The sequence below is a fragment of the Paenibacillus sp. IHB B 3084 genome (assembly GCF_001447315.1).
In the GTDB taxonomy this organism is placed as follows: Bacteria; Bacillota; Bacilli; order Paenibacillales; family Paenibacillaceae; genus Paenibacillus.
Genome location: NZ_CP013203.1, coordinates 4,194,357 through 4,210,954, shown reverse-complemented (window position 1 = coordinate 4,210,954; position 16,598 = coordinate 4,194,357). Strand labels below are relative to the sequence as shown.

Here is a 16,598-nt window from a genome sequence, read left to right as displayed (position 1 = left end):
GCGATTTCAGACGGGGATATGAAACGAAATCAGATCGTTTTGCGCTTCACGTAATAAGCAAAAAAATGCTGGAGCGCCACCTTCAAGACCGCCATCACCGGAACCGCCAAAATCAACCCGGTTATTCCCGCTATTTCCCCGCCCACCAGCAGTGCGAAAATGATGGCAATCGGATGCAAATGCAAGGTTCGTCCAACCACCTGGGGAGAAATGACGTTACTTTCCAGCACTTGAATACAGGTGTTGACGACTACGACCAGCAGCACCATTTTAAAAGAAACCGTAGAAGCCATAACGACCGCTGGAGCAGCCCCCAAAAACGGGCCTAAATACGGCACGATATTGAACACAGCCACCACTCCTGCCAGCAGCAGCGCATAAGGCATGCCAATCAGCATATATCCGATATAGGCCATCACCCCGATAATGACACACACCAGCAGTTGTCCACGCACATAGTTACCGAGCGCCTGATCAATTTCCTTGAGCACCGTTACAATAGCCTTGCGGCGCGATCGCGGGAGATAAGACACAATGGCCCTTTCAAACACATCGAAATCCTTTAAAATATAAAAAATGAGAAACGGCACAATGAACACATTGAACAACATATTGATCATCCCGCCGATGTTGTCCATAAAAGCGGCAATGCCTGTAGCCATCCGGTTTTCAAGTTGAAAAAACCACTGATTCATGCCCGAGCGCACCCCTTGGGGTAAAATACTCCCGTCCATGTTCGTCATTAATCCCTGTGCATGTATGGTTAGCTCGGGCAGGTGCTCATTCAGCTCATCCAGTTGTTCAATAAACATCGGAATCAGGTGCATCAGAATAACGACGAGGCTGCCCAAAAATACGGCATAAATGAGTAGAACGGCTACACTTCGAGGTACCTTGCGTCCGCCCAGCATATTGACCACAGGATTAAGCACATAGGAAATAATCATCGCCACCGCAAATGGCGCAATAATCGTTTTTAGAAAATCATACAGGTGCAAAAACATAGGCCGCAGCAGCCAGATAAAATATAGAATGACAAGTCCCAGCAGCGTCCATATTCCGTATCGGAACAGCCTGCTTTTGGTTAATTGCTCCATACCGTGCCCCCTTACCGGACTAGCCTCTATTCAGTATATGCCTGTACCTTTACTTTAATCCTTCCCATAACTGTGGAGGCGCCTTAAATAATGATTATGAAGAAGGAATGAAAACAATTGAAAATGATTAACAAAGTCATTCTATCTGACGATATAAGTACAAAGAACTATTTGAGCTTTCACATTTCTGAATCATTGGGGGTCGTTACATGAACTTAAAAATGAAGCTTATTCTCCTTTTCACCTGTATTGTTATCGTTGCAGCTGGGCCTTTGTCCGTCATTAGCATGACAAGCATTAAAAATCAGGCCAACCGTGACATACAAGAGCTTATGAACAGTAAAGCCACCGAAACCGTCAATCAGCTCGACGGATGGACAAGCAGCAATGCCAAAATTATCGAGACATTAGCTGCAGGTCTGGAATCCGGCAATATTCCGCCAGATGCCAAAATAGCTTCTCTAAAGGCGGCCTTTCAAAACTATAAGGATCAAAGTATCGCTAACATTTATGCAGGATTTGAGGATGGAACCTACTGGGATGGCTCCGGCTGGTCTGATGCGGGCTACGATCCTCGCACACGTCCGTGGTATAAGGATGCCAAAACCAAGGGGGAATTGTATTATTCCTCACCGTACATTGATGCAGGAAGCCAGGATTTCACCATTTCCATTGCAAAGCCTCTCAAGGACTCCAATGGCTCTATCACTGGGGTGATCAGTGAAGATATTATGTTAAACGACATGACAAAATCATTAAAAACATAAACCTGAACGGATTAGGCTACGCATTTCTGATAGACCAGAATGGAGTTGTCGTCGCGCATCCGGACAGCAAGCTGGCTGGTAAAAATCTCAAGGATACGTCCGAGTTGGGTTCATCAACGGCGGCCCTGCTCAGCGCCCCTTCGGGAAAAGCCGACTACAATTACAATGGCAGTGATCGCCAGCTTTATTTTAAGAAAATGCCTAGCACAGGCTGGATTGTAGGTTTGTCTATTTCAAAAGATATTGCTTTTCAGGAGTACTACTCCACTCGTAACCAACTGTTGATTACTGTAGCTATTATTTTCGTTGTTGCCATGCTTTTGGCGGTCTGGGCGGCGAATAGCTTTATCAAGCCGATTCGGAGGCTTCAAGCGAACGTCAAGCGGATTGCTGAAGGGGATATGACAGCACGTGTGGATATTAAGGGCAAAGATGAAATTGCCAGCTTGGGTACAGATTTTAATATCATGTCGGATAATCTCTCTCACTTACTGCGCAAAGTGGCAGATACGGCTGGCGAGGTCAGCTCAGCTTCTCATGACATGCACCAGCACGCCAAGGATACCGGTACCATTGCATCACAAATATCCAGTGCGGTTCAGGAGCTTGCTCAAGGAGCAAGTGATCAGGCCGAGGCCGTATATTCCGGCTCTGAAAAGCTGTCGAATATGACAGGCTCCATCGACCAGATCGGTGAAAGCGTCAAGCGAACCCAAGCCGCCGTGCTGGAAACGGACTCGGCCGTGCTGGCCGGGTACGAAACAGCGGAGCGTCAAGCGAAGCTTGCAGCCGAGTCCAGACAAACCACAACCGCTGTAGGTGAAGCTGTAGACTCGCTCACATTGAAAACACAGGATATTGAACGGCTGGCCGGGGCCATCCATGATATCGCAGCCCAGACCAATCTGCTGGCGCTAAATGCTTCCATTGAAGCAGCCCGCGCCGGGGAACACGGACGCGGCTTTGCCGTCGTTGCCGGGGAAGTACGCAAGCTGGCTGAACAAGCAGGAAGCTCCAGTGACAGCATCATGCACAAGCTAGAGGAAATCAAGGTTGCGGGACTGCGGAGCGCAGAGGAAATGAAGAAGGCTCTCGCTGTAACAGTAGAACAGGAGCATGCGGCTACCGCTACGAGACAGGCGTTCGAGTCCATACGGGGAGCTTCTCAGCATATGCTTACCCAGATTGAGGACGTATCCGCTGCGGCTGGTCATCTCCGTACAAACGCCGGACATATTTCCGATGTCATTTCCAGCGTAGTCGCCGTTTCTGAGCAAAGCGCAGCTTCCACCGAGGAAGTGGCTTCCTCCGTGCAGGAGCAAGGGCACTCCATGAACAATATTGCCGAGCTTTCCGCCAAACTTGACTCGCACGCAGACCTGCTGCTGGAAGAGGTCAAACGCTTTAAGCTATAAAACACTTCTGCTGCTTAAAAAACAGATAAACAGCATGCTATCTATCCAGACAGGAATCTATATAAAAAGAGGGTGACTCCCGGGCTATTATAGCCATCGGGAATCACCCTCTTCGTTATTCATCTAGTATGGTCAAATCTGTTATCCGTTCATCTGCCGAACGGTATAGTCCACACCACATTAGATGGACTGCCTGTCCCTACTCCAGAGTGAACTTAGGAAGAAGCATGGATTTGCGGCAGGTCCTGCTGTGCCATGTCATCTCCAAAGAACAGGTCGTCCAGCGAACTGAGCGTACCGTCCTCTTCCACTTGGTAGACGGACATTTTTTCACCATTCACTTGAAGTTCGATGAAGCATCCCCAACAATAAAATTGATGGGAGCCGATTTTGCCGATATCTTTGGAATTACAATTCGGACATCTCAATAAACTCACCCTATCCATTAACAGAATATATGGCTTTTTCCAAACGCTGCTCGCTTAACGGGGGCACCATAACAGCATTCTCCCCGATGGACATTTCTTCGGTGCAGGGCAGCCATTTCCGCCCTTCTATAATATCCGATACAAAACCATCGCTGATTTCCAAGCCTATTATGTTATTGCCCATTTCCTGGTCAAAATAAACATCCGAAATATGTCCGAGCATAAGTCCTTCCTCTGTAAGCACGGATAAATCCTTCAGCTTACCGGGTCCAAGCAAATACGTATGTTGTATATCATTGGCCTCCGTTTTACGGACAGCCTGCTGATTGCGAATCATAATTGCATCTTCGCCATAAGCGACGATGTCATCCCAAGCCACCATTTTTACTTGAGATGAAAAAAGGCCCTTACCCTCCAACTCGATCCCTGTAATTTTCCAATCAGCCGTCACCATAAAATCGTGTATTTTACCAATCTGCTTCCCGTCCTCAACATCAAAAACGGCAAGTCCGATCATATCCTGAAGCTTCATAATAGGGTGCCTCCTCATTCTGCAATCCGAACGGAGGTGCGGTCCTTTTCCTTCATGCGTGTCAGACCTTGGTTCCGTTCATGCAATGAAATGGAAAACCGCCCCTCCCTTCTTATTAAAGTGCGGAGAAATCCCTAGTACCTAGTACGCAGCCGCTTCCATATGGTTTCAATTTTCTTGGCCGTGTATTCCATTTCTTCCGTAGTATTACCCAAACCGAAGCTAAACCGAATCGCTGATTTCAAAACATCTTCAGGAAGATCCATCGCCTGCAATACATGCGACAGTTCCAAGGACCCGGATGTACAAGCTGAACCGCTGGCTGCTGCAATTCCTTCCATGTCCAGATTCATCAGCATGGTCTCCGTACCGATAGCCGGGAAGCTGAGATTCAGAACATTCGGTAAAAAATGCTCAGGGTCGCCGTTGATTACAAAAGCGTCTCGGCCCAAAGTGTCTTCCAGTGCTTTGAGTAGCGTTTGGCGAAGATTCATATCGAGCGTCCAACGTTCCTCTATAGAGGTGTTGGCAAGAGAAGCTGCTTTAGCCAAGCCTGCAATTCCGGCAATGTTTTCCGTCCCTGCACGGCGTTTTTTCTCCTGAAGTCCCCCGTGCATCAAAGGCTGGATACGTGTACCCTGACGGATATACAAAGCTCCAACGCCTTGCGGGCCGTTGATCTTATGACCGGATACGCTAAGCAAATCAGCCGGAAGGCTCTGGCAATCTATCTGTATATGTCCGTAAGCTTGAACCGCATCCACGTGAAATACAATGCCATGTTCTCCGGCAATCTGCCCCACCTCATGGATCGGTTGAATTACGCCTACCTCATTGTTGGCATACATCATGCTGATCAAAAAAGTATTCGGCCGAATCGCAGCCTCTATATCCGCTGGATTGACGCGCCCAAAGCTATTGACTGGCACATAGGTCACTTCGTAACCCGCTTTTTCGAGTTCAGCACAAGCATGAAGCACCGCATGATGCTCAATGGCTGTCGTAATGATATGGCCGGAAGTTCGGCCATCTGCCGTAGCCGTCCCGAACAGGGCCAGATTATCGCTTTCTGTCCCTCCGCTTGTAAATATGATTTCTTCAGGCTTGCAGCCCAAAGAGGCCGCAACGGCATCCCGCGCAGCGCTGACGGTGCGCTTGGCATCCCGACCAAAGGCATGAACGCTTGAAGCGTTGCCGAATTGGCCGGTCATGATGTCCATCATAGTCTGCGCAGCCTCAGGATGCATAGGAGTCGATGCGGCATGATCCAGATAAATTCTGTTCATGTCGATTCACCTCAAATGTAAAACATGTAGTTCTTAGTATCGCCGAACTTCAATTATATACTTCTTTCCTAATATAATGCACTGTAAAAGTTTTTGTGAGAGCATTCTCAACCGCAGAAATCCGCGGGTATTCGCCGAAATTGTGATTTTTCATGTGATTTTTTTGTAATTCAATATCTATTTCTATCCTCACACAAGTCGCTATTTTCTACAATTGTATTTCAGGTACTCTGAGTAGCAATGGTACTCTTGCTAGGGTCTAATAATTTCTGAAATACCTCTCTACTGTGGGCATGATGATCTTTTGATCACCATCTCAGCTTTCCAGAATGACGATATGACGCGTGTCTGACTTATTATAAGTGGCTCTTTAACTTTCTTCAACACTGTTCCAGTAGTTGTATAACCCAACATGAAGTAGTAAAAGTATTTCATCTGCACTCATTGTTTTGTTAATTTGGACATAAGAATTTAAAAATTTAGATACCCGCTCAATATAATATTCATAAGCCTCATCTTTACGGTATCCATACAAACATTCAAATAATTTGGAGAGTTCATAATGTATCTCTTGTGGATGATTAGAATAAACAATATGGTCCATTTTAAGGTCTGTATAATCTAAGTTCTGCATCTTGATTGTAAGCTCTTCTACTACTCTGTTTACTTTTCCCCTGTAATCTTCAATAATCCCTCGGTTATTTTCATTAGTAACGTTGGCTTTGTAAATTCTTTTTATCCGATCCACTAAATTTTCAAAGTAATCGTTACTTAATCTATTGTTTAATTCATCTTCCAGAATATCCAGTTGATCTTCAATGTTTGTGGTCGTTCTTATCCCATTTAAAATAAGACTTGATTTATAGTCCTGATATTGTTCCTCTAATTTTTTCGCCAAGTAAAACAGGTGGTTATATCTTTTTGCAAAAAATTTATTTAATTCAGCAAATTTAAAACCGAATAGAATATCATCTTTACTTGGGTCTACATTATAGAGATATATAGCCACATCATATTTCTCATGTATTCCAGAAGTCGGCCAACTTGCAAACCATTTATCATTATTTTTATCTTTACTTAGATTAACAGGATGGGCGCCAAATACAGCACGTACATGCTTAAAATAGGTGTTGTCATCCTTATGAAGTACATCATTAATAAAAACATCTTTTTCGCCACTAAAGGGCACTTCTTTCTCATCAATTATCGCCCTATGTAATTGTTGAATGGATTCCCATACAATATCAATAGCTGATATGTACGTAAAAACTTCTAATCCCCTTGCTCCTAATTTTTTTCTATCAAAGGAAAACCCATTCATATATTCTACACCTACATCAATCCAATCCATACAAGCGCAAATAATGTTCCAATAATTTTTCCCGTTCTTGTTGCGATAAGCATACAAAGTATAATTTGAATTAGCATTTACCTGATCTCTAAAATCTTGAATGGTGTCTAAATTAACCATGACTATCCCCCTAACGATAATTAAAGTAAAAACACCCCACCAGCGTAGCCAGCAGGGTATCACCGATGCTTTCGGATTGCACAACGGTGCTTCCGTATGTGTTGTTATCAGTATAATTGAGGGTAGAGTATTTGTAAATAATACAGGAGTGTCTTTTAGTCTTTAGACCATATCCTAATACACTTCGCAGTCCAATAATCATTATTTTCCATGAATATTATACTCAAGAGATTCCCATATTATTATTGCATCATAAATTCTAAAAAGGGAGCATATACAGTGGAAATTACAAATTTTATTGCGTTTAGAGCAGCAGGTACCATCACAGTTTTGGTTACAGCTAATTTACCAAGGTCATGTGACAGCGCGAGAATTGTTGATAAATATCCTGGAGGTAATATTCAATACTTTGTAGATCCAGGGGAAGCACGAGTATTCATTGAATACAACTCTCCTCCTGAAATGTGCCCAACTGTTGTCATTCCATGGATAGGCCAGGTACAAATTCATGATGATCAGCATAACGAAGTTAGATTGTTCATCAATCAAGTACCAATCACTTTAACTAAGATAATTGATACACATCAGCCACATCCATCATTTCAGACATTTCAACCTCTTGCTACACGGTAGCAAGACTTTGCAACCCCCTTTTAAAGTTGAAGGGGGTTGCTTTTTACTGAGTACTTATTAGCCGTTCGGCTAATGGCAAAATTGGTAAACTAGGTCTTGTCTACTTCCACATCGTCAATTATCGCCTTAGCATCCACATAAGTCTCAGCCAGAATGTAAGCAATCACTGCACCGAACGTACCGATAACACCAGTCACTTGAATAACCGTGTCGTTACTAGCTCCAAGTGCAGTAAGCAAGCTCGTTACCAATGTGGCCAACAGCGTCCAAAACTTCCATCTGGACAATTTACGTTTCCAGTCCGTCGTTGCAACATCGCCTTGCTTGAACACATCAGCTCGATCAAGCATCGTGATCCATAGGCGAGTGTGGCAATTCCAACTGCAACGGAAACTGATTCATATCTTTCAACATCAAGTCCAATCGCTTAGCGACGAATCCTTTGCTGGTCGCTCCCTTCTGGCAAATCTGACCGTATGGGCTATCGACGGAATATCGGTCAATTAGGAAAGACTCAGTCCAAGCTTCAAACTGATCCTCCGACCATCCATGCTCAAGCGCATAGTCCACCACTTGAAACAGGCTACCAACATGAACCTTCTTTAATACCTTTCGTTTAGCCTGATCCCAATTTCGAAATGCTGCGTCCATGAAGTCAATCTTATGCTCTACCAACTCCGTAACCGGGGCTGGAACCTCGTCCAGATTTGAGATAAACTGATTCAAGCTCGCTCCTCCAAAATCAATATCTTGTTTGGAAGCCGAAGCAATGAACTGCCAGATGAGTTGCTCATCCACATACCGATTGCGATCTGCTTTGGTAAAGGCGATCTTCTCAAAGAATAAATGCTGTCCCAACTCCTGCACCATTTCACGGACAGCAGGACCCACTTTGACTCTCGTCTTCTCCGTGGAAGTCAAAGGTACGGATTGATTCACCCGGTAAAACATCTCCTCCACTTCTTCAAAGCTGCATTCCCGAAATTCCGTCATCGTGAAGTTGTACGTAAGGAACTCAAATTGTGCCTCGGAAGATAATTCATCATACCGCTTGCCGGCAATTGACTCGCCATTGAAATCCGCAGTCCCCTTGCTCAACTTATAATTGCCATCGGCAAAGAAAAAGATGGACTCCCATCGCTGCCTTCCATCAATGACCCAGATATACCCGTCCCCATTGTCCCAAACGAGAATGTTTGGAATGTAGCAATCCCGAATGACCGAGTCTACAAGATACGAGCGACGATCATTTTTCCACACACTGTTGCGCTGAAACGGTAGGTCAAAACGGATACGCTCTCTCATATTTAAAAGGCTTTTTGTTGTTCGCTGAATACTTGATCTTTTCATAAATAATCCTCCCTAAAGTAAAGAAACAGGACAGCTAGATTCTGTCCTGTTTCTCGTCATACTTCAAAAGCTTGATATACAGATTCATCTTTAAATGAAGAGGCTTTAACAATTCGGTTTGAAAATCCCCTTACTCCCTGGATCGACTCCGTGCCAAGTAACAAGGATAGTACTGAAAAACCTTTCTTCTCCCTTAACTCATTCCATGTATTTAAAAATTCGCCATTGACACGAGATTCACCGTCTGTCACAAAGATTATGTCTGCTTGATTGAACCGACTTCGCTTTATCACATCGGCTGCTTTCTCCAATGGTGATGTAAAACTTGTGCCTCCATTCAAAAAGACCGTTGCAAGTTGAATCATATCCTGAACGCCCATTTTCCCCCGTTCATAAATTATGGGATCAGAAGCATGTGAGGAGAATGGAATCCAGGCAAAATCTCTTCGCTGTTTCCGCGCAATGCTCATCAGTGCAAGAGCAAATCCTTTAGAGATGGTGTCCTGATTTTTCATGCTTCCTGATTGGTCTAGGCAAAGAACAATCGGCCCTTTCCCAAGCTGCTCATGCCCTTTCGTATCATACTGAAGCGTTTGACCTTCCGCATATCGACGTAAGAAATCCATTTTGCTTATCGGGCTGGCGTAACTTCCAAGCTCCATTGGCAGCAATTGTTCAATGTCCTTCCCTTGACGGATGCCGTTGCGACTGGTCGAATCTTTATGTTTAGAACGTTGTTTACGATTGGCAATTACCTTCATACGCCCGGCCCATGCTGCAATCTCCCGTAGCTTTTTATCACGGCTTAGTTTTTCAGCCAGAAGCAATTGATCTTTCAATGGAACCTTTTTCAACTCACTATCACCACTTCCAGCCTGCATTCCACCCAAAAGAGATTGTACGTTCTCTTTGGCTTCCATAGCTTCCTGTGCAGCTTGAGAGAGCATACGAGATAAGGTTTTACCATTCTGACTCAGGGCTGCGGACAACGCCTCCGCTGCTTGCTGAGATGCGCCTTGTTCTCCATTCATAAGTTGTTGCAAAGCATCTGCCATCTCTTGATTCTGATCTGCCTGTTCCTTTACCCAGCAAAGAACTGTCTCGCTATATTTCGTTGTCCCAAGTGCGGCTGCAAAGTCATCCAGGCGAGTGAATTCACGAAAATCTGAATATCCGTCATCTGCCATCACTTTCTCCATAAGCTGATGATTCATCTCCAATTCGGCCGGAACTCCCTCCAGTAATTCAGGCTTCATTTTAAATAAGCCCGCCCAGAGATCGCCCATCAAAGGCTGAAAAGAGGGGAAATATTTATTCCCCAATTTTTCAATCTCTTTGAGCTTGTCAGACATTTCCAGTAACTGACTAAAGCGTCTACGATCATAGGAGTCTGTATTTAAAACGGAATTCATTGTTTCCCTCATCGGCTACACTCCCAATACTTGAGAAGCAATGTCATTCAGTGACTGTTGAGTTACGGCAATAGATTGTTCAATCTCGGAACGATTAGGGTTATTCTTTTGCAGCTTTTTAAGCTCAGTAATTAATGTCTTAATCTTTTTCGTCGCTTCGAGGGCAGCATCCGTAGAATCGTTGGACTTATTGAGGTTATCCAAAATCTCGCTTATTTCTACTCCAACCTCTTCCAAACGTGTCTTTACTGCATCTTGAGCATGATTCCGAACGATTTTCGCTACCTGATCCCGTTGCTCCGGCTTCTCCCACAGGCTATTTTTAAGTATCAGCAGGTCTTCTAAAATAGCTTGGTTCCTCCCGGCTAATACCGCTTTCGCCCGAACCACAGACAGAGTCTGCTTAAAGCGACGATCTGAAGGTTGAATGCCGAGATCACGAAGCTCTCTGCGAATTTTACTAAGTACATCATATACTTCATCTGGGATGGTCACGGTGTCGCTAAAAAATTGCAGTTGATACAGCTCCTCAATAGTCATATTCACTGGATTGGATGTAGAGCCTTTTAGCATGGAAATGAACGTCTGGTCTTCTCCGATATAATTGACTTCATAACGCAGTAGAAAACGGTCAAACAGTGCCTCAAGACCCTCTCCCTCCTCTGGGTACTCATTTGAGCTTCCAATCAGTGACATGAGTGGAACTTGTGCTGGCGCACCATCATTATAGAATATCCGTTCATTGATGAGCGTCAGCAGTGCATTCAAAATGGCACTGTTCGCCTTGAAAATCTCATCTAGGAATGATGTATGAGCTTCCGGCAATTTGCCATTCGTATTGCGCTTGTATACCCCTTGCTCCAGTTCCTTGAGGGAAACGGGGCCGAATAACTCTTCAGGAGTGCTAAAACGTGTCAGGAGCCATTGGAAGTAATTTGCCCCCGTAATGCGCTTAGTCAAATCACTAACAAGGGCGCTTTTTCCTGTTCCAGGGGGGCCGATCAACAAAGCATGTTGACGAGCAATCATAGCCACCATCAAGCCCTCAATGACTTCTTCACGTTCTGCAAATTGAACTGCCAACTCTTTTTGAATGTCCATAATTTTCACGAAAATCCCTCCACTTTCCATGTAATAAAAAAAGAGCTGAAGCTTCCTGTACGGAAGTCATCAGCTCTGTGTTTGTATATTATGAATCATGTTATTTAGTAAAGGCTCCCTCTTGATCCAACGTTTCCAGCAGCCTCTGTTCAAAATGAGAAGCTTGCTTGGGATCAACAGAACGGATTCCCAATTCCAGCTTCATCCTCTTGAAGTAGGCCTCAGGAATTTGGTCATAATCAATGGTCACGGAAGGCTTCACCTCATCGGGAATTTGTCCCGTAATACTTTCAATTACTGCGGCAGAGTGTAAAGGATAGTGTTCTTCCCCATCAATCACTTCAAAGGGAAAATTTCGGGTTTTGACATTATCAATGACCATGTCTTTTTTTCCTTTCATATTAAAATTCACCGCCCGTTTTGGAATGTAGTTATTATACACCAAAACAAAGCAGAAAAGCATTTGAAGGCTACTGCACATGCCGCCCATGTTCAGGAAATATGGCCGTCACGATAGCAAACAAAATGCCTTGATTCCTTTTTTTCACAGCCAGTCCAATGGCAATCTTCCGATTCTCATACGCCCCTACTACAGTCAATACTGGGTCAGCATTCATATAAGGTTGCTCGCCAAACGGATATTTTCTGGCTTCATGCATCTCGGTAGGGTCATGATGATACAAGATGGACTCCACCATCTTTTTTGAGATTCCCCGCTCTTCCATGCGCTCTCCAGCATGTTGGCTATATCGCACCTTATCCAAATCAATATGATCCTGGAGTACCTGTTTAATTAAGGGCCAATACTGCAAATAGGCTTGTCCTTCCATCCTGTATCCTTTCTGTTATCGAAATAACGTTTTAATTTTTAATCAGCCATATTCTTGAGCGCAGCAGCCACTTTCTGACGAATTAATTGACATTTTTGCTCCATTTCTCGCAGATCGCCTGTAACGATAAATTCATAGTGCTTGTAATCCTCCACGATGCGTTTCGCTTCGTCCAAAATGACTTTTAAATCCCCTTTTCGAAGCTGATTAATCACTCCGGCTTCACATGCCTCCAAGGTGCTTTGAAGATGCTCTGATAATTTGCGGGTAATCATATTTTTCATATCCTTGGTATCAATCAACGGTATCTTTTCCGCTTCCCCTTTTTCGAGGGAAGTAACGAATCCTACTAATGATTGGAGCTGAGACTCAAATTGTTTCGGAACGAAGTAAATCCCTCCACTCGGTCTAACTGGCGTAGGTGACATACTTTTCAGGATATTTGAAAAAAGAGTACGAAGCGTTGTCGCACCATAATGCTGTCGATAAATGTCAAAACGTTGAGCCGCACTACTTACCAGTTGCTGGGCTATAGCGGTAACATATCGCGTATCTACTTTTCCCGTTTTCCGATCCAATACGACTGACCCAGCATCGCTATGGTAGTCCAGCCTTCGGCCTTTTGTATCCTTGGTTTCGCATACCAAATTACGCTGTACAAAATCATGAGTAGAAGCAACCTCTCGGTACATGTAATTTTCATACACACCGGGAGCTACCTCACGTTTGAATTTGTCGCTGGTTGCTCTCCTGAATGCATCTGGAAGGCGAATCTCATTGGGCATCCAACCCTCACCCATGCCTGAAGCAATAAGTTTGTCCTTCAGCTCATTTGGGGTAATCAACATCTCAGACAGTGAATGCCACGTTAGATGCCCAATTACGTTTTCATGGTCTGCCTTAACCGCAGCTATGTCTTTTAAAATGGAATTCATCACTTTTCATCCCTCTCAAAGGTATTCTTGAATTTGTTTAGAACCACCACATAGTTCAAAATTAGTTGTAATAAAGCGCTCTAACTCATCGCGGCTGATCCCCTCAAATTCCATAAGGTTCTCGTTCATGTACATCTTTTGTAATGCTCCGCGGTATTGGGGATAAGCTTCCTTTACAATGTGTTGTATGGTAGACCAGTGTCGAACAAATTCGCAGTCATAAAATATATTGCTTTTGACGTCGAATACGCCAAGGCCAGTCGCTCCAAAGCCCTGTTTCTTAAAGTTGATTTCCAACTGCTGGTACTCCGGCTTTTCAAAAATAATGTCGAAAATCAACTTTCCATCACGTCGCCAATCAGCTAAGGTTATAACTTCAAGATTGTGACGCTTCATATACTCAATTAGCAGTTCCTCCAGAGCTTCATCGGATAAGTTCGATAGGTAGTCATAGCAAGCAAATTGCTTTGCTTTGTAAAATTTCCCCTCAATGGTTTCTTCAACATGACGCTGGAGTACGATTCGTACAAGCGCCAACGGATCATAACTAAGTCTCAGAGTTTCCAATCCTGTCTCGCCTCCTTAACTTCAAGCAAGTAGCTCACTCGCTGACAGTATTCCGAAGGAGTCATTCCTCCAAGCATGTAAATCATAAACACACGCTCAATACTGTAGGGAACCTGACAACTGGAGAACATCCAACTTTTGAAAGCCATACTTCATCTCTCCCTTTAATAAAATTAAAAAAAACCGAACAAGCAAGATTGCACTTGTTCGGATTCTCTACTTTGGATTACTCATTCAGTTAGTTCTCAGAAGCTCTCAGAAATTGAGGCTCCATGCGAGCAAATGTCTTTTGAACGGGCTTTTGAACGCCTACGGAACTTTCCTTCATGCGCTGTGTTAACTGCTCCATACTGAAAAGCAGTTGGTTCCGACCAGCTTCACGCTGCTGGATGTCTTCCAGCAGATCATGAGCAAAGTTCATAATTTCCTGCACGCTTTGCCAAAATGCCTGACCTCGCAATGTCAGCACATCCAGATTAGTGCTTTTATTTTTCAGCACATAAAACACTTTCGTATCTACTCTAAATAGGACAGTATCGCCAACGGCAATTTTGTTGTCTGACAAGCCCCAAACTTCTTCCATGACATAAGGGAAGACATCCAGCATCATATGCAGGAATACTTCAGCCTTTTTACGACGTTCCTTCTCTTGCTGGAGAAACGAGGTGACTTCCTCTTGAACTGTTTTTTCTGGTTTTTTAAATAGTTTGAACATCGTTATTCATCCTCTCAATTTTTAATAAGACGCAAAAAAGCCGATTTTTACATGGAATGTCCATGCAAATCGGCTTTGAAGTAACAGAATTCAATTTTTTCGACTTAGTGTGTCATGGAAGTAGCAGCCTCTTCATCAATGATAGGGCGCACTCCAACAATTTTTAATGCTTTGAAGATTTTAGCCAAAGAATCCGGCCGAACAGTGTGTCCGAAATTTGGATGTGTCATTCCTGCTTGAATGACCGTAACGTCTTCAAGAGAAACTCCCGCCAAATCAGCAAGCTGCTGTTGATTGTATCCCAACTCCAGTTGTCTTGCTAAGATCATCTGACCTACAGCAACTTCGGGGCCGTCCAAATAGTCCGCAGCTCCGGGAAGTTTCCTGACCAGTTTCTTCATCTCTTCAAAATCCTTTTTCAAATGGCTGTGCTTACTCATCAGCTTCATCTCCTTTTAAAAAATGTATTTCTCTGGAGATTTCATAAAAGCAATGTATTGTACTTCCGACTTTTTAATGAGCTTTTCGAATTCCTGTGAGAAGGTGTGAGTCTTTATTGTCGCTTGAGTAAATACCAGCACTTGAATATCCTTGAAATGATATTTAAAAAACACAGCTCGAAATGCTCCTGCCCCTCGCCAGTTCACACGAAACTCAAGCAAGGGTGGGTGATTCCTCAGCTCTTTTACAATTCTAATGCTGTACAAGGAATTCCCACTAATTGGAGTTATGAAAAACTCATTCGTAGAATGTAAAATTCCCCACTTCTCCAAAAACTCAAGAGCCTGAAAAATAAGTTCCACCAATTGTGCAAAGATTGCATCAGTCTCTGCTCGTCGAATCAGTTGTTGCAAGCAAAGCTTAACTGGAACATTTTCTTCTTCATCTTTCAAGAACCAAATGATTGTCTCCATTATACCATCCCTTCACTTTTTTGAAACGCAAAAAAGCCGATTTCCGCATGAGAAACTCATGCAAAAATCGGCTTTGAATAGCATTATTCATTTAAACAAATTACCCTAACAAAACTTTTCCAGAGTTCTTTCGATACCCTCTCCCTTTTCTCTGGCAACTGAGAGTGTGGGAAATACAAACCTTTTAGCCTGCTTTAACCTCACTCTTCCTTTCCATACAGAAAGTCAGCAGGATCGAGGGTAGTACACTTGCCTTTATCTCCAGCGAATGGAAGTGTAAGGTATAATAAATATGTATTTATTGTACCTTTTTTTCAATTGGGATACAAGCAGATATTTTTTGGAATTCAAATCAAATGATCCGGATTATCCAAGTTGGCAAGCTACCGGGTAGATCACGCCAAAAAGCGCCTGAACGGCTCGTCCATAATTTTTGTTTATTATTTCATGAACAAAATCGGTAACATCTGTTAGTATTAATAGACGGTAAAAGTTTTTTTCAAGTAGGGTTTGAGAATGAGGAGGATGAGTTTGGTGAAAGTTTATTTAGCAGGGAAAATAGAACAAAATGATTGGAGACATTCAATATTCACAGATTTACGAAGTGGAAACTCAAAGTTCTTTGACTCAAAAATGTCAGTCGTTGACGGACTTACTTACAATGGTCCTTTCTTTATTTCCTGTGATCATGGATGTTTTCATGGTGAAGGTAATCACGGTGTTGGGATTATCAGTGAAGGCTGTGGGACAGGGAATTTTGCGGAAGATGGAGAAGAGCCAAATCGACGATTTAAACGTCATGATGTAATAAATAAGTGTACTAATTGGATAAAGAATTCAGATGTAGTATTTGTTTGGCTTAGCAAAAGAGATGCCTACGGAACCATTGCAGAAATTGGAATTGCCAATACCTTGAGTAAGCCTATATTTATTGGAATTTCCAATCAACTTGAAAAGCCAGATGATATGTGGTTCGCAATAAACCTCGCTAATTATTACTGCTTTGAAGAATCGCCCATAGAAGCATGGAAAAAATTCGTGTCACTAAAATCAAAGTTAATGCAGAACAAATACTTAATAGATGATCATAAAAATGCAAAGGGTTATCAAATGTGACATTATACTAAGCAACTATTGAATCTCCA

General features: G+C 43.3%; 21 protein-coding genes. 4 read left to right on the top strand and 17 right to left on the bottom strand.

Annotation, left to right across the window (positions count from 1 at the left end; all coding sequences use genetic code 11):
• Positions 1–29 precede the first annotated feature (29 nt).
• Positions 30–1,097 (bottom strand): AI-2E family transporter, encoded by a 1,068-nt coding sequence (locus ASL14_RS19810; RefSeq protein WP_134913168.1) that lies wholly within the window; start codon positions 1,095–1,097, stop codon positions 30–32.
• A gap of 209 nt (positions 1,098–1,306) precedes the next feature.
• Here ASL14_RS19810 and ASL14_RS28235 point away from each other — a divergent pair, with 209 nt between their 5' ends.
• Both ASL14_RS28235 and ASL14_RS19805 read left to right on the top strand, forming a co-directional pair.
• Positions 1,307–1,864 carry a PDC sensor domain-containing protein gene (locus tag ASL14_RS28235; RefSeq protein ID WP_223264048.1) on the top strand — a complete coding sequence of 186 codons (558 nt, stop codon included), beginning with the start codon at positions 1,307–1,309 and terminating at the stop codon, positions 1,862–1,864.
• On the top strand, positions 1,849–3,279 hold the full coding sequence (locus ASL14_RS19805; RefSeq protein WP_223264371.1) for a methyl-accepting chemotaxis protein: 1,431 nt from the start codon (positions 1,849–1,851) through the stop codon (positions 3,277–3,279). The genes ASL14_RS28235 and ASL14_RS19805 overlap by 16 nt, the downstream gene beginning before the upstream one ends.
• Positions 3,280–3,494: 215 nt before the next feature.
• On the opposite strand, the gene ASL14_RS19800 is transcribed toward ASL14_RS19805, so the two are convergent.
• The 4 genes from ASL14_RS19800 to ASL14_RS19785 all read right to left on the bottom strand — a co-directional run bounded on the left by ASL14_RS19800 (position 3,495) and on the right by ASL14_RS19785 (position 6,996).
• Entirely contained in the window at positions 3,495–3,707 is a 213-nt protein-coding gene (locus tag ASL14_RS19800; protein ID WP_025682187.1) for a hypothetical protein, read from the bottom strand.
• A 10-nt stretch (positions 3,708–3,717) separates the two neighbouring features.
• Positions 3,718–4,239, bottom strand: a complete 522-nt coding sequence (locus ASL14_RS19795) for a PRC-barrel domain-containing protein (RefSeq protein WP_134913167.1) — start codon at positions 4,237–4,239, stop codon at positions 3,718–3,720.
• A gap of 134 nt (positions 4,240–4,373) precedes the next feature.
• On the bottom strand, positions 4,374–5,525 hold the full coding sequence (locus ASL14_RS19790) for a cysteine desulfurase family protein (protein ID WP_134913166.1): 1,152 nt from the start codon (positions 5,523–5,525) through the stop codon (positions 4,374–4,376).
• Between the two features lie 370 nt (positions 5,526–5,895).
• The gene (locus ASL14_RS19785) at positions 5,896–6,996 is read right to left on the bottom strand and encodes a hypothetical protein (RefSeq protein WP_134913165.1); all 1,101 of its coding nucleotides are present in this window, start codon (positions 6,994–6,996) and stop codon (positions 5,896–5,898) included.
• Positions 6,997–7,275: 279 nt separating this feature from the next.
• Between ASL14_RS19785 and ASL14_RS19780 the strand changes: the two genes are divergently transcribed.
• Positions 7,276–7,629 carry a hypothetical protein gene (locus tag ASL14_RS19780; RefSeq protein ID WP_134913164.1) on the top strand — a complete coding sequence of 118 codons (354 nt, stop codon included), beginning with the start codon at positions 7,276–7,278 and terminating at the stop codon, positions 7,627–7,629.
• 89 nt (positions 7,630–7,718) lie between these two features.
• Here the strand turns inward: ASL14_RS19780 and ASL14_RS19775 are convergent, their stop codons facing one another.
• From ASL14_RS19775 to ASL14_RS19725, 12 genes are all read right to left on the bottom strand, one after another.
• Positions 7,719–7,979: a hypothetical protein gene (locus ASL14_RS19775; RefSeq protein WP_134913163.1), complete on the bottom strand. Its 261-nt coding sequence runs from the start codon at positions 7,977–7,979 to the stop codon at positions 7,719–7,721.
• A complete protein-coding gene (locus ASL14_RS19770; protein WP_134913162.1) occupies positions 7,972–8,979 on the bottom strand; it encodes a DUF262 domain-containing protein in 1,008 nt (335 codons plus the stop codon). Before ASL14_RS19770 ends, ASL14_RS19775 begins: the two co-directional genes overlap by 8 nt.
• 56 nt (positions 8,980–9,035) lie before the next feature.
• The gene (locus tag ASL14_RS19765; protein ID WP_134913161.1) at positions 9,036–10,403 is read right to left on the bottom strand and encodes a VWA domain-containing protein; all 1,368 of its coding nucleotides are present in this window, start codon (positions 10,401–10,403) and stop codon (positions 9,036–9,038) included.
• A gap of 3 nt (positions 10,404–10,406) precedes the next feature.
• The gene (locus ASL14_RS19760; RefSeq protein WP_223264370.1) at positions 10,407–11,492 is read right to left on the bottom strand and encodes an AAA family ATPase; all 1,086 of its coding nucleotides are present in this window, start codon (positions 11,490–11,492) and stop codon (positions 10,407–10,409) included.
• A gap of 100 nt (positions 11,493–11,592) precedes the next feature.
• Positions 11,593–11,892 carry a hypothetical protein gene (locus tag ASL14_RS19755; protein WP_134913159.1) on the bottom strand — a complete coding sequence of 100 codons (300 nt, stop codon included), beginning with the start codon at positions 11,890–11,892 and terminating at the stop codon, positions 11,593–11,595.
• A gap of 70 nt (positions 11,893–11,962) precedes the next feature.
• On the bottom strand, positions 11,963–12,322 hold the full coding sequence (locus ASL14_RS19750) for a DUF4258 domain-containing protein (RefSeq protein ID WP_134913158.1): 360 nt from the start codon (positions 12,320–12,322) through the stop codon (positions 11,963–11,965).
• A gap of 38 nt (positions 12,323–12,360) precedes the next feature.
• Positions 12,361–13,257: a DUF6744 family protein gene (locus ASL14_RS19745; protein ID WP_134913157.1), complete on the bottom strand. Its 897-nt coding sequence runs from the start codon at positions 13,255–13,257 to the stop codon at positions 12,361–12,363.
• 15 nt (positions 13,258–13,272) lie between these two features.
• The gene (locus ASL14_RS19740) at positions 13,273–13,824 is read right to left on the bottom strand and encodes a hypothetical protein (protein ID WP_134913156.1); all 552 of its coding nucleotides are present in this window, start codon (positions 13,822–13,824) and stop codon (positions 13,273–13,275) included.
• Entirely contained in the window at positions 13,812–13,973 is a 162-nt protein-coding gene (locus tag ASL14_RS27455; RefSeq protein ID WP_189338184.1) for a hypothetical protein, read from the bottom strand. Before ASL14_RS27455 ends, ASL14_RS19740 begins: the two co-directional genes overlap by 13 nt.
• An 89-nt stretch (positions 13,974–14,062) precedes the next feature.
• Entirely contained in the window at positions 14,063–14,539 is a 477-nt protein-coding gene (locus tag ASL14_RS19735; protein ID WP_134913155.1) for a hypothetical protein, read from the bottom strand.
• 104 nt (positions 14,540–14,643) lie between these two features.
• Complete coding sequence (locus ASL14_RS19730) at positions 14,644–14,979, bottom strand: helix-turn-helix domain-containing protein (RefSeq protein WP_134913154.1); 336 nt, start codon at positions 14,977–14,979, stop codon at positions 14,644–14,646.
• 15 nt (positions 14,980–14,994) lie between these two features.
• Positions 14,995–15,453: a hypothetical protein gene (locus ASL14_RS19725; protein ID WP_134913153.1), complete on the bottom strand. Its 459-nt coding sequence runs from the start codon at positions 15,451–15,453 to the stop codon at positions 14,995–14,997.
• 534 nt (positions 15,454–15,987) lie between these two features.
• On the opposite strand from ASL14_RS19725, the gene ASL14_RS19720 reads away from it, so the two are divergent.
• On the top strand, positions 15,988–16,569 hold the full coding sequence (locus ASL14_RS19720; RefSeq protein ID WP_134913152.1) for a hypothetical protein: 582 nt from the start codon (positions 15,988–15,990) through the stop codon (positions 16,567–16,569).
• The last annotated feature ends 29 nt before the right edge of the window (positions 16,570–16,598 follow it).

Excerpts from the sequence above, each read along its gene's own strand:
- ASL14_RS19750 (WP_134913158.1), bottom strand. The coding sequence starts at position 12,322 with ATGGAAGGACAAGCCTATTTGCAGTATTGGCCCTTAATTAAACAGGTA.
- ASL14_RS28235 (WP_223264048.1), top strand. The coding sequence starts at position 1,307 with ATGAACTTAAAAATGAAGCTTATTCTCCTTTTCACCTGTATTGTTATC.
- ASL14_RS19790 (WP_134913166.1), bottom strand. The coding sequence starts at position 5,525 with ATGAACAGAATTTATCTGGATCATGCCGCATCGACTCCTATGCATCCT.
- ASL14_RS19735 (WP_134913155.1), bottom strand. The coding sequence starts at position 14,539 with ATGTTCAAACTATTTAAAAAACCAGAAAAAACAGTTCAAGAGGAAGTC.
- ASL14_RS19775 (WP_134913163.1), bottom strand. The coding sequence starts at position 7,979 with ATGCTTGATCGAGCTGATGTGTTCAAGCAAGGCGATGTTGCAACGACG.
- ASL14_RS19770 (WP_134913162.1), bottom strand. The coding sequence starts at position 8,979 with ATGAAAAGATCAAGTATTCAGCGAACAACAAAAAGCCTTTTAAATATG.
- ASL14_RS19745 (WP_134913157.1), bottom strand. The coding sequence starts at position 13,257 with ATGAATTCCATTTTAAAAGACATAGCTGCGGTTAAGGCAGACCATGAA.
- ASL14_RS19725 (WP_134913153.1), bottom strand. The coding sequence starts at position 15,453 with ATGGAGACAATCATTTGGTTCTTGAAAGATGAAGAAGAAAATGTTCCA.
- ASL14_RS19730 (WP_134913154.1), bottom strand. The coding sequence starts at position 14,979 with ATGAGTAAGCACAGCCATTTGAAAAAGGATTTTGAAGAGATGAAGAAA.
- ASL14_RS19810 (WP_134913168.1), bottom strand. The coding sequence starts at position 1,097 with ATGGAGCAATTAACCAAAAGCAGGCTGTTCCGATACGGAATATGGACG.
- ASL14_RS19755 (WP_134913159.1), bottom strand. The coding sequence starts at position 11,892 with ATGAAAGGAAAAAAAGACATGGTCATTGATAATGTCAAAACCCGAAAT.
- ASL14_RS19785 (WP_134913165.1), bottom strand. The coding sequence starts at position 6,996 with ATGGTTAATTTAGACACCATTCAAGATTTTAGAGATCAGGTAAATGCT.
- ASL14_RS19760 (WP_223264370.1), bottom strand. The coding sequence starts at position 11,492 with ATGGACATTCAAAAAGAGTTGGCAGTTCAATTTGCAGAACGTGAAGAA.
- ASL14_RS19795 (WP_134913167.1), bottom strand. The coding sequence starts at position 4,239 with ATGAAGCTTCAGGATATGATCGGACTTGCCGTTTTTGATGTTGAGGAC.
- ASL14_RS19765 (WP_134913161.1), bottom strand. The coding sequence starts at position 10,403 with ATGAGGGAAACAATGAATTCCGTTTTAAATACAGACTCCTATGATCGT.
- ASL14_RS27455 (WP_189338184.1), bottom strand. The coding sequence starts at position 13,973 with ATGGCTTTCAAAAGTTGGATGTTCTCCAGTTGTCAGGTTCCCTACAGT.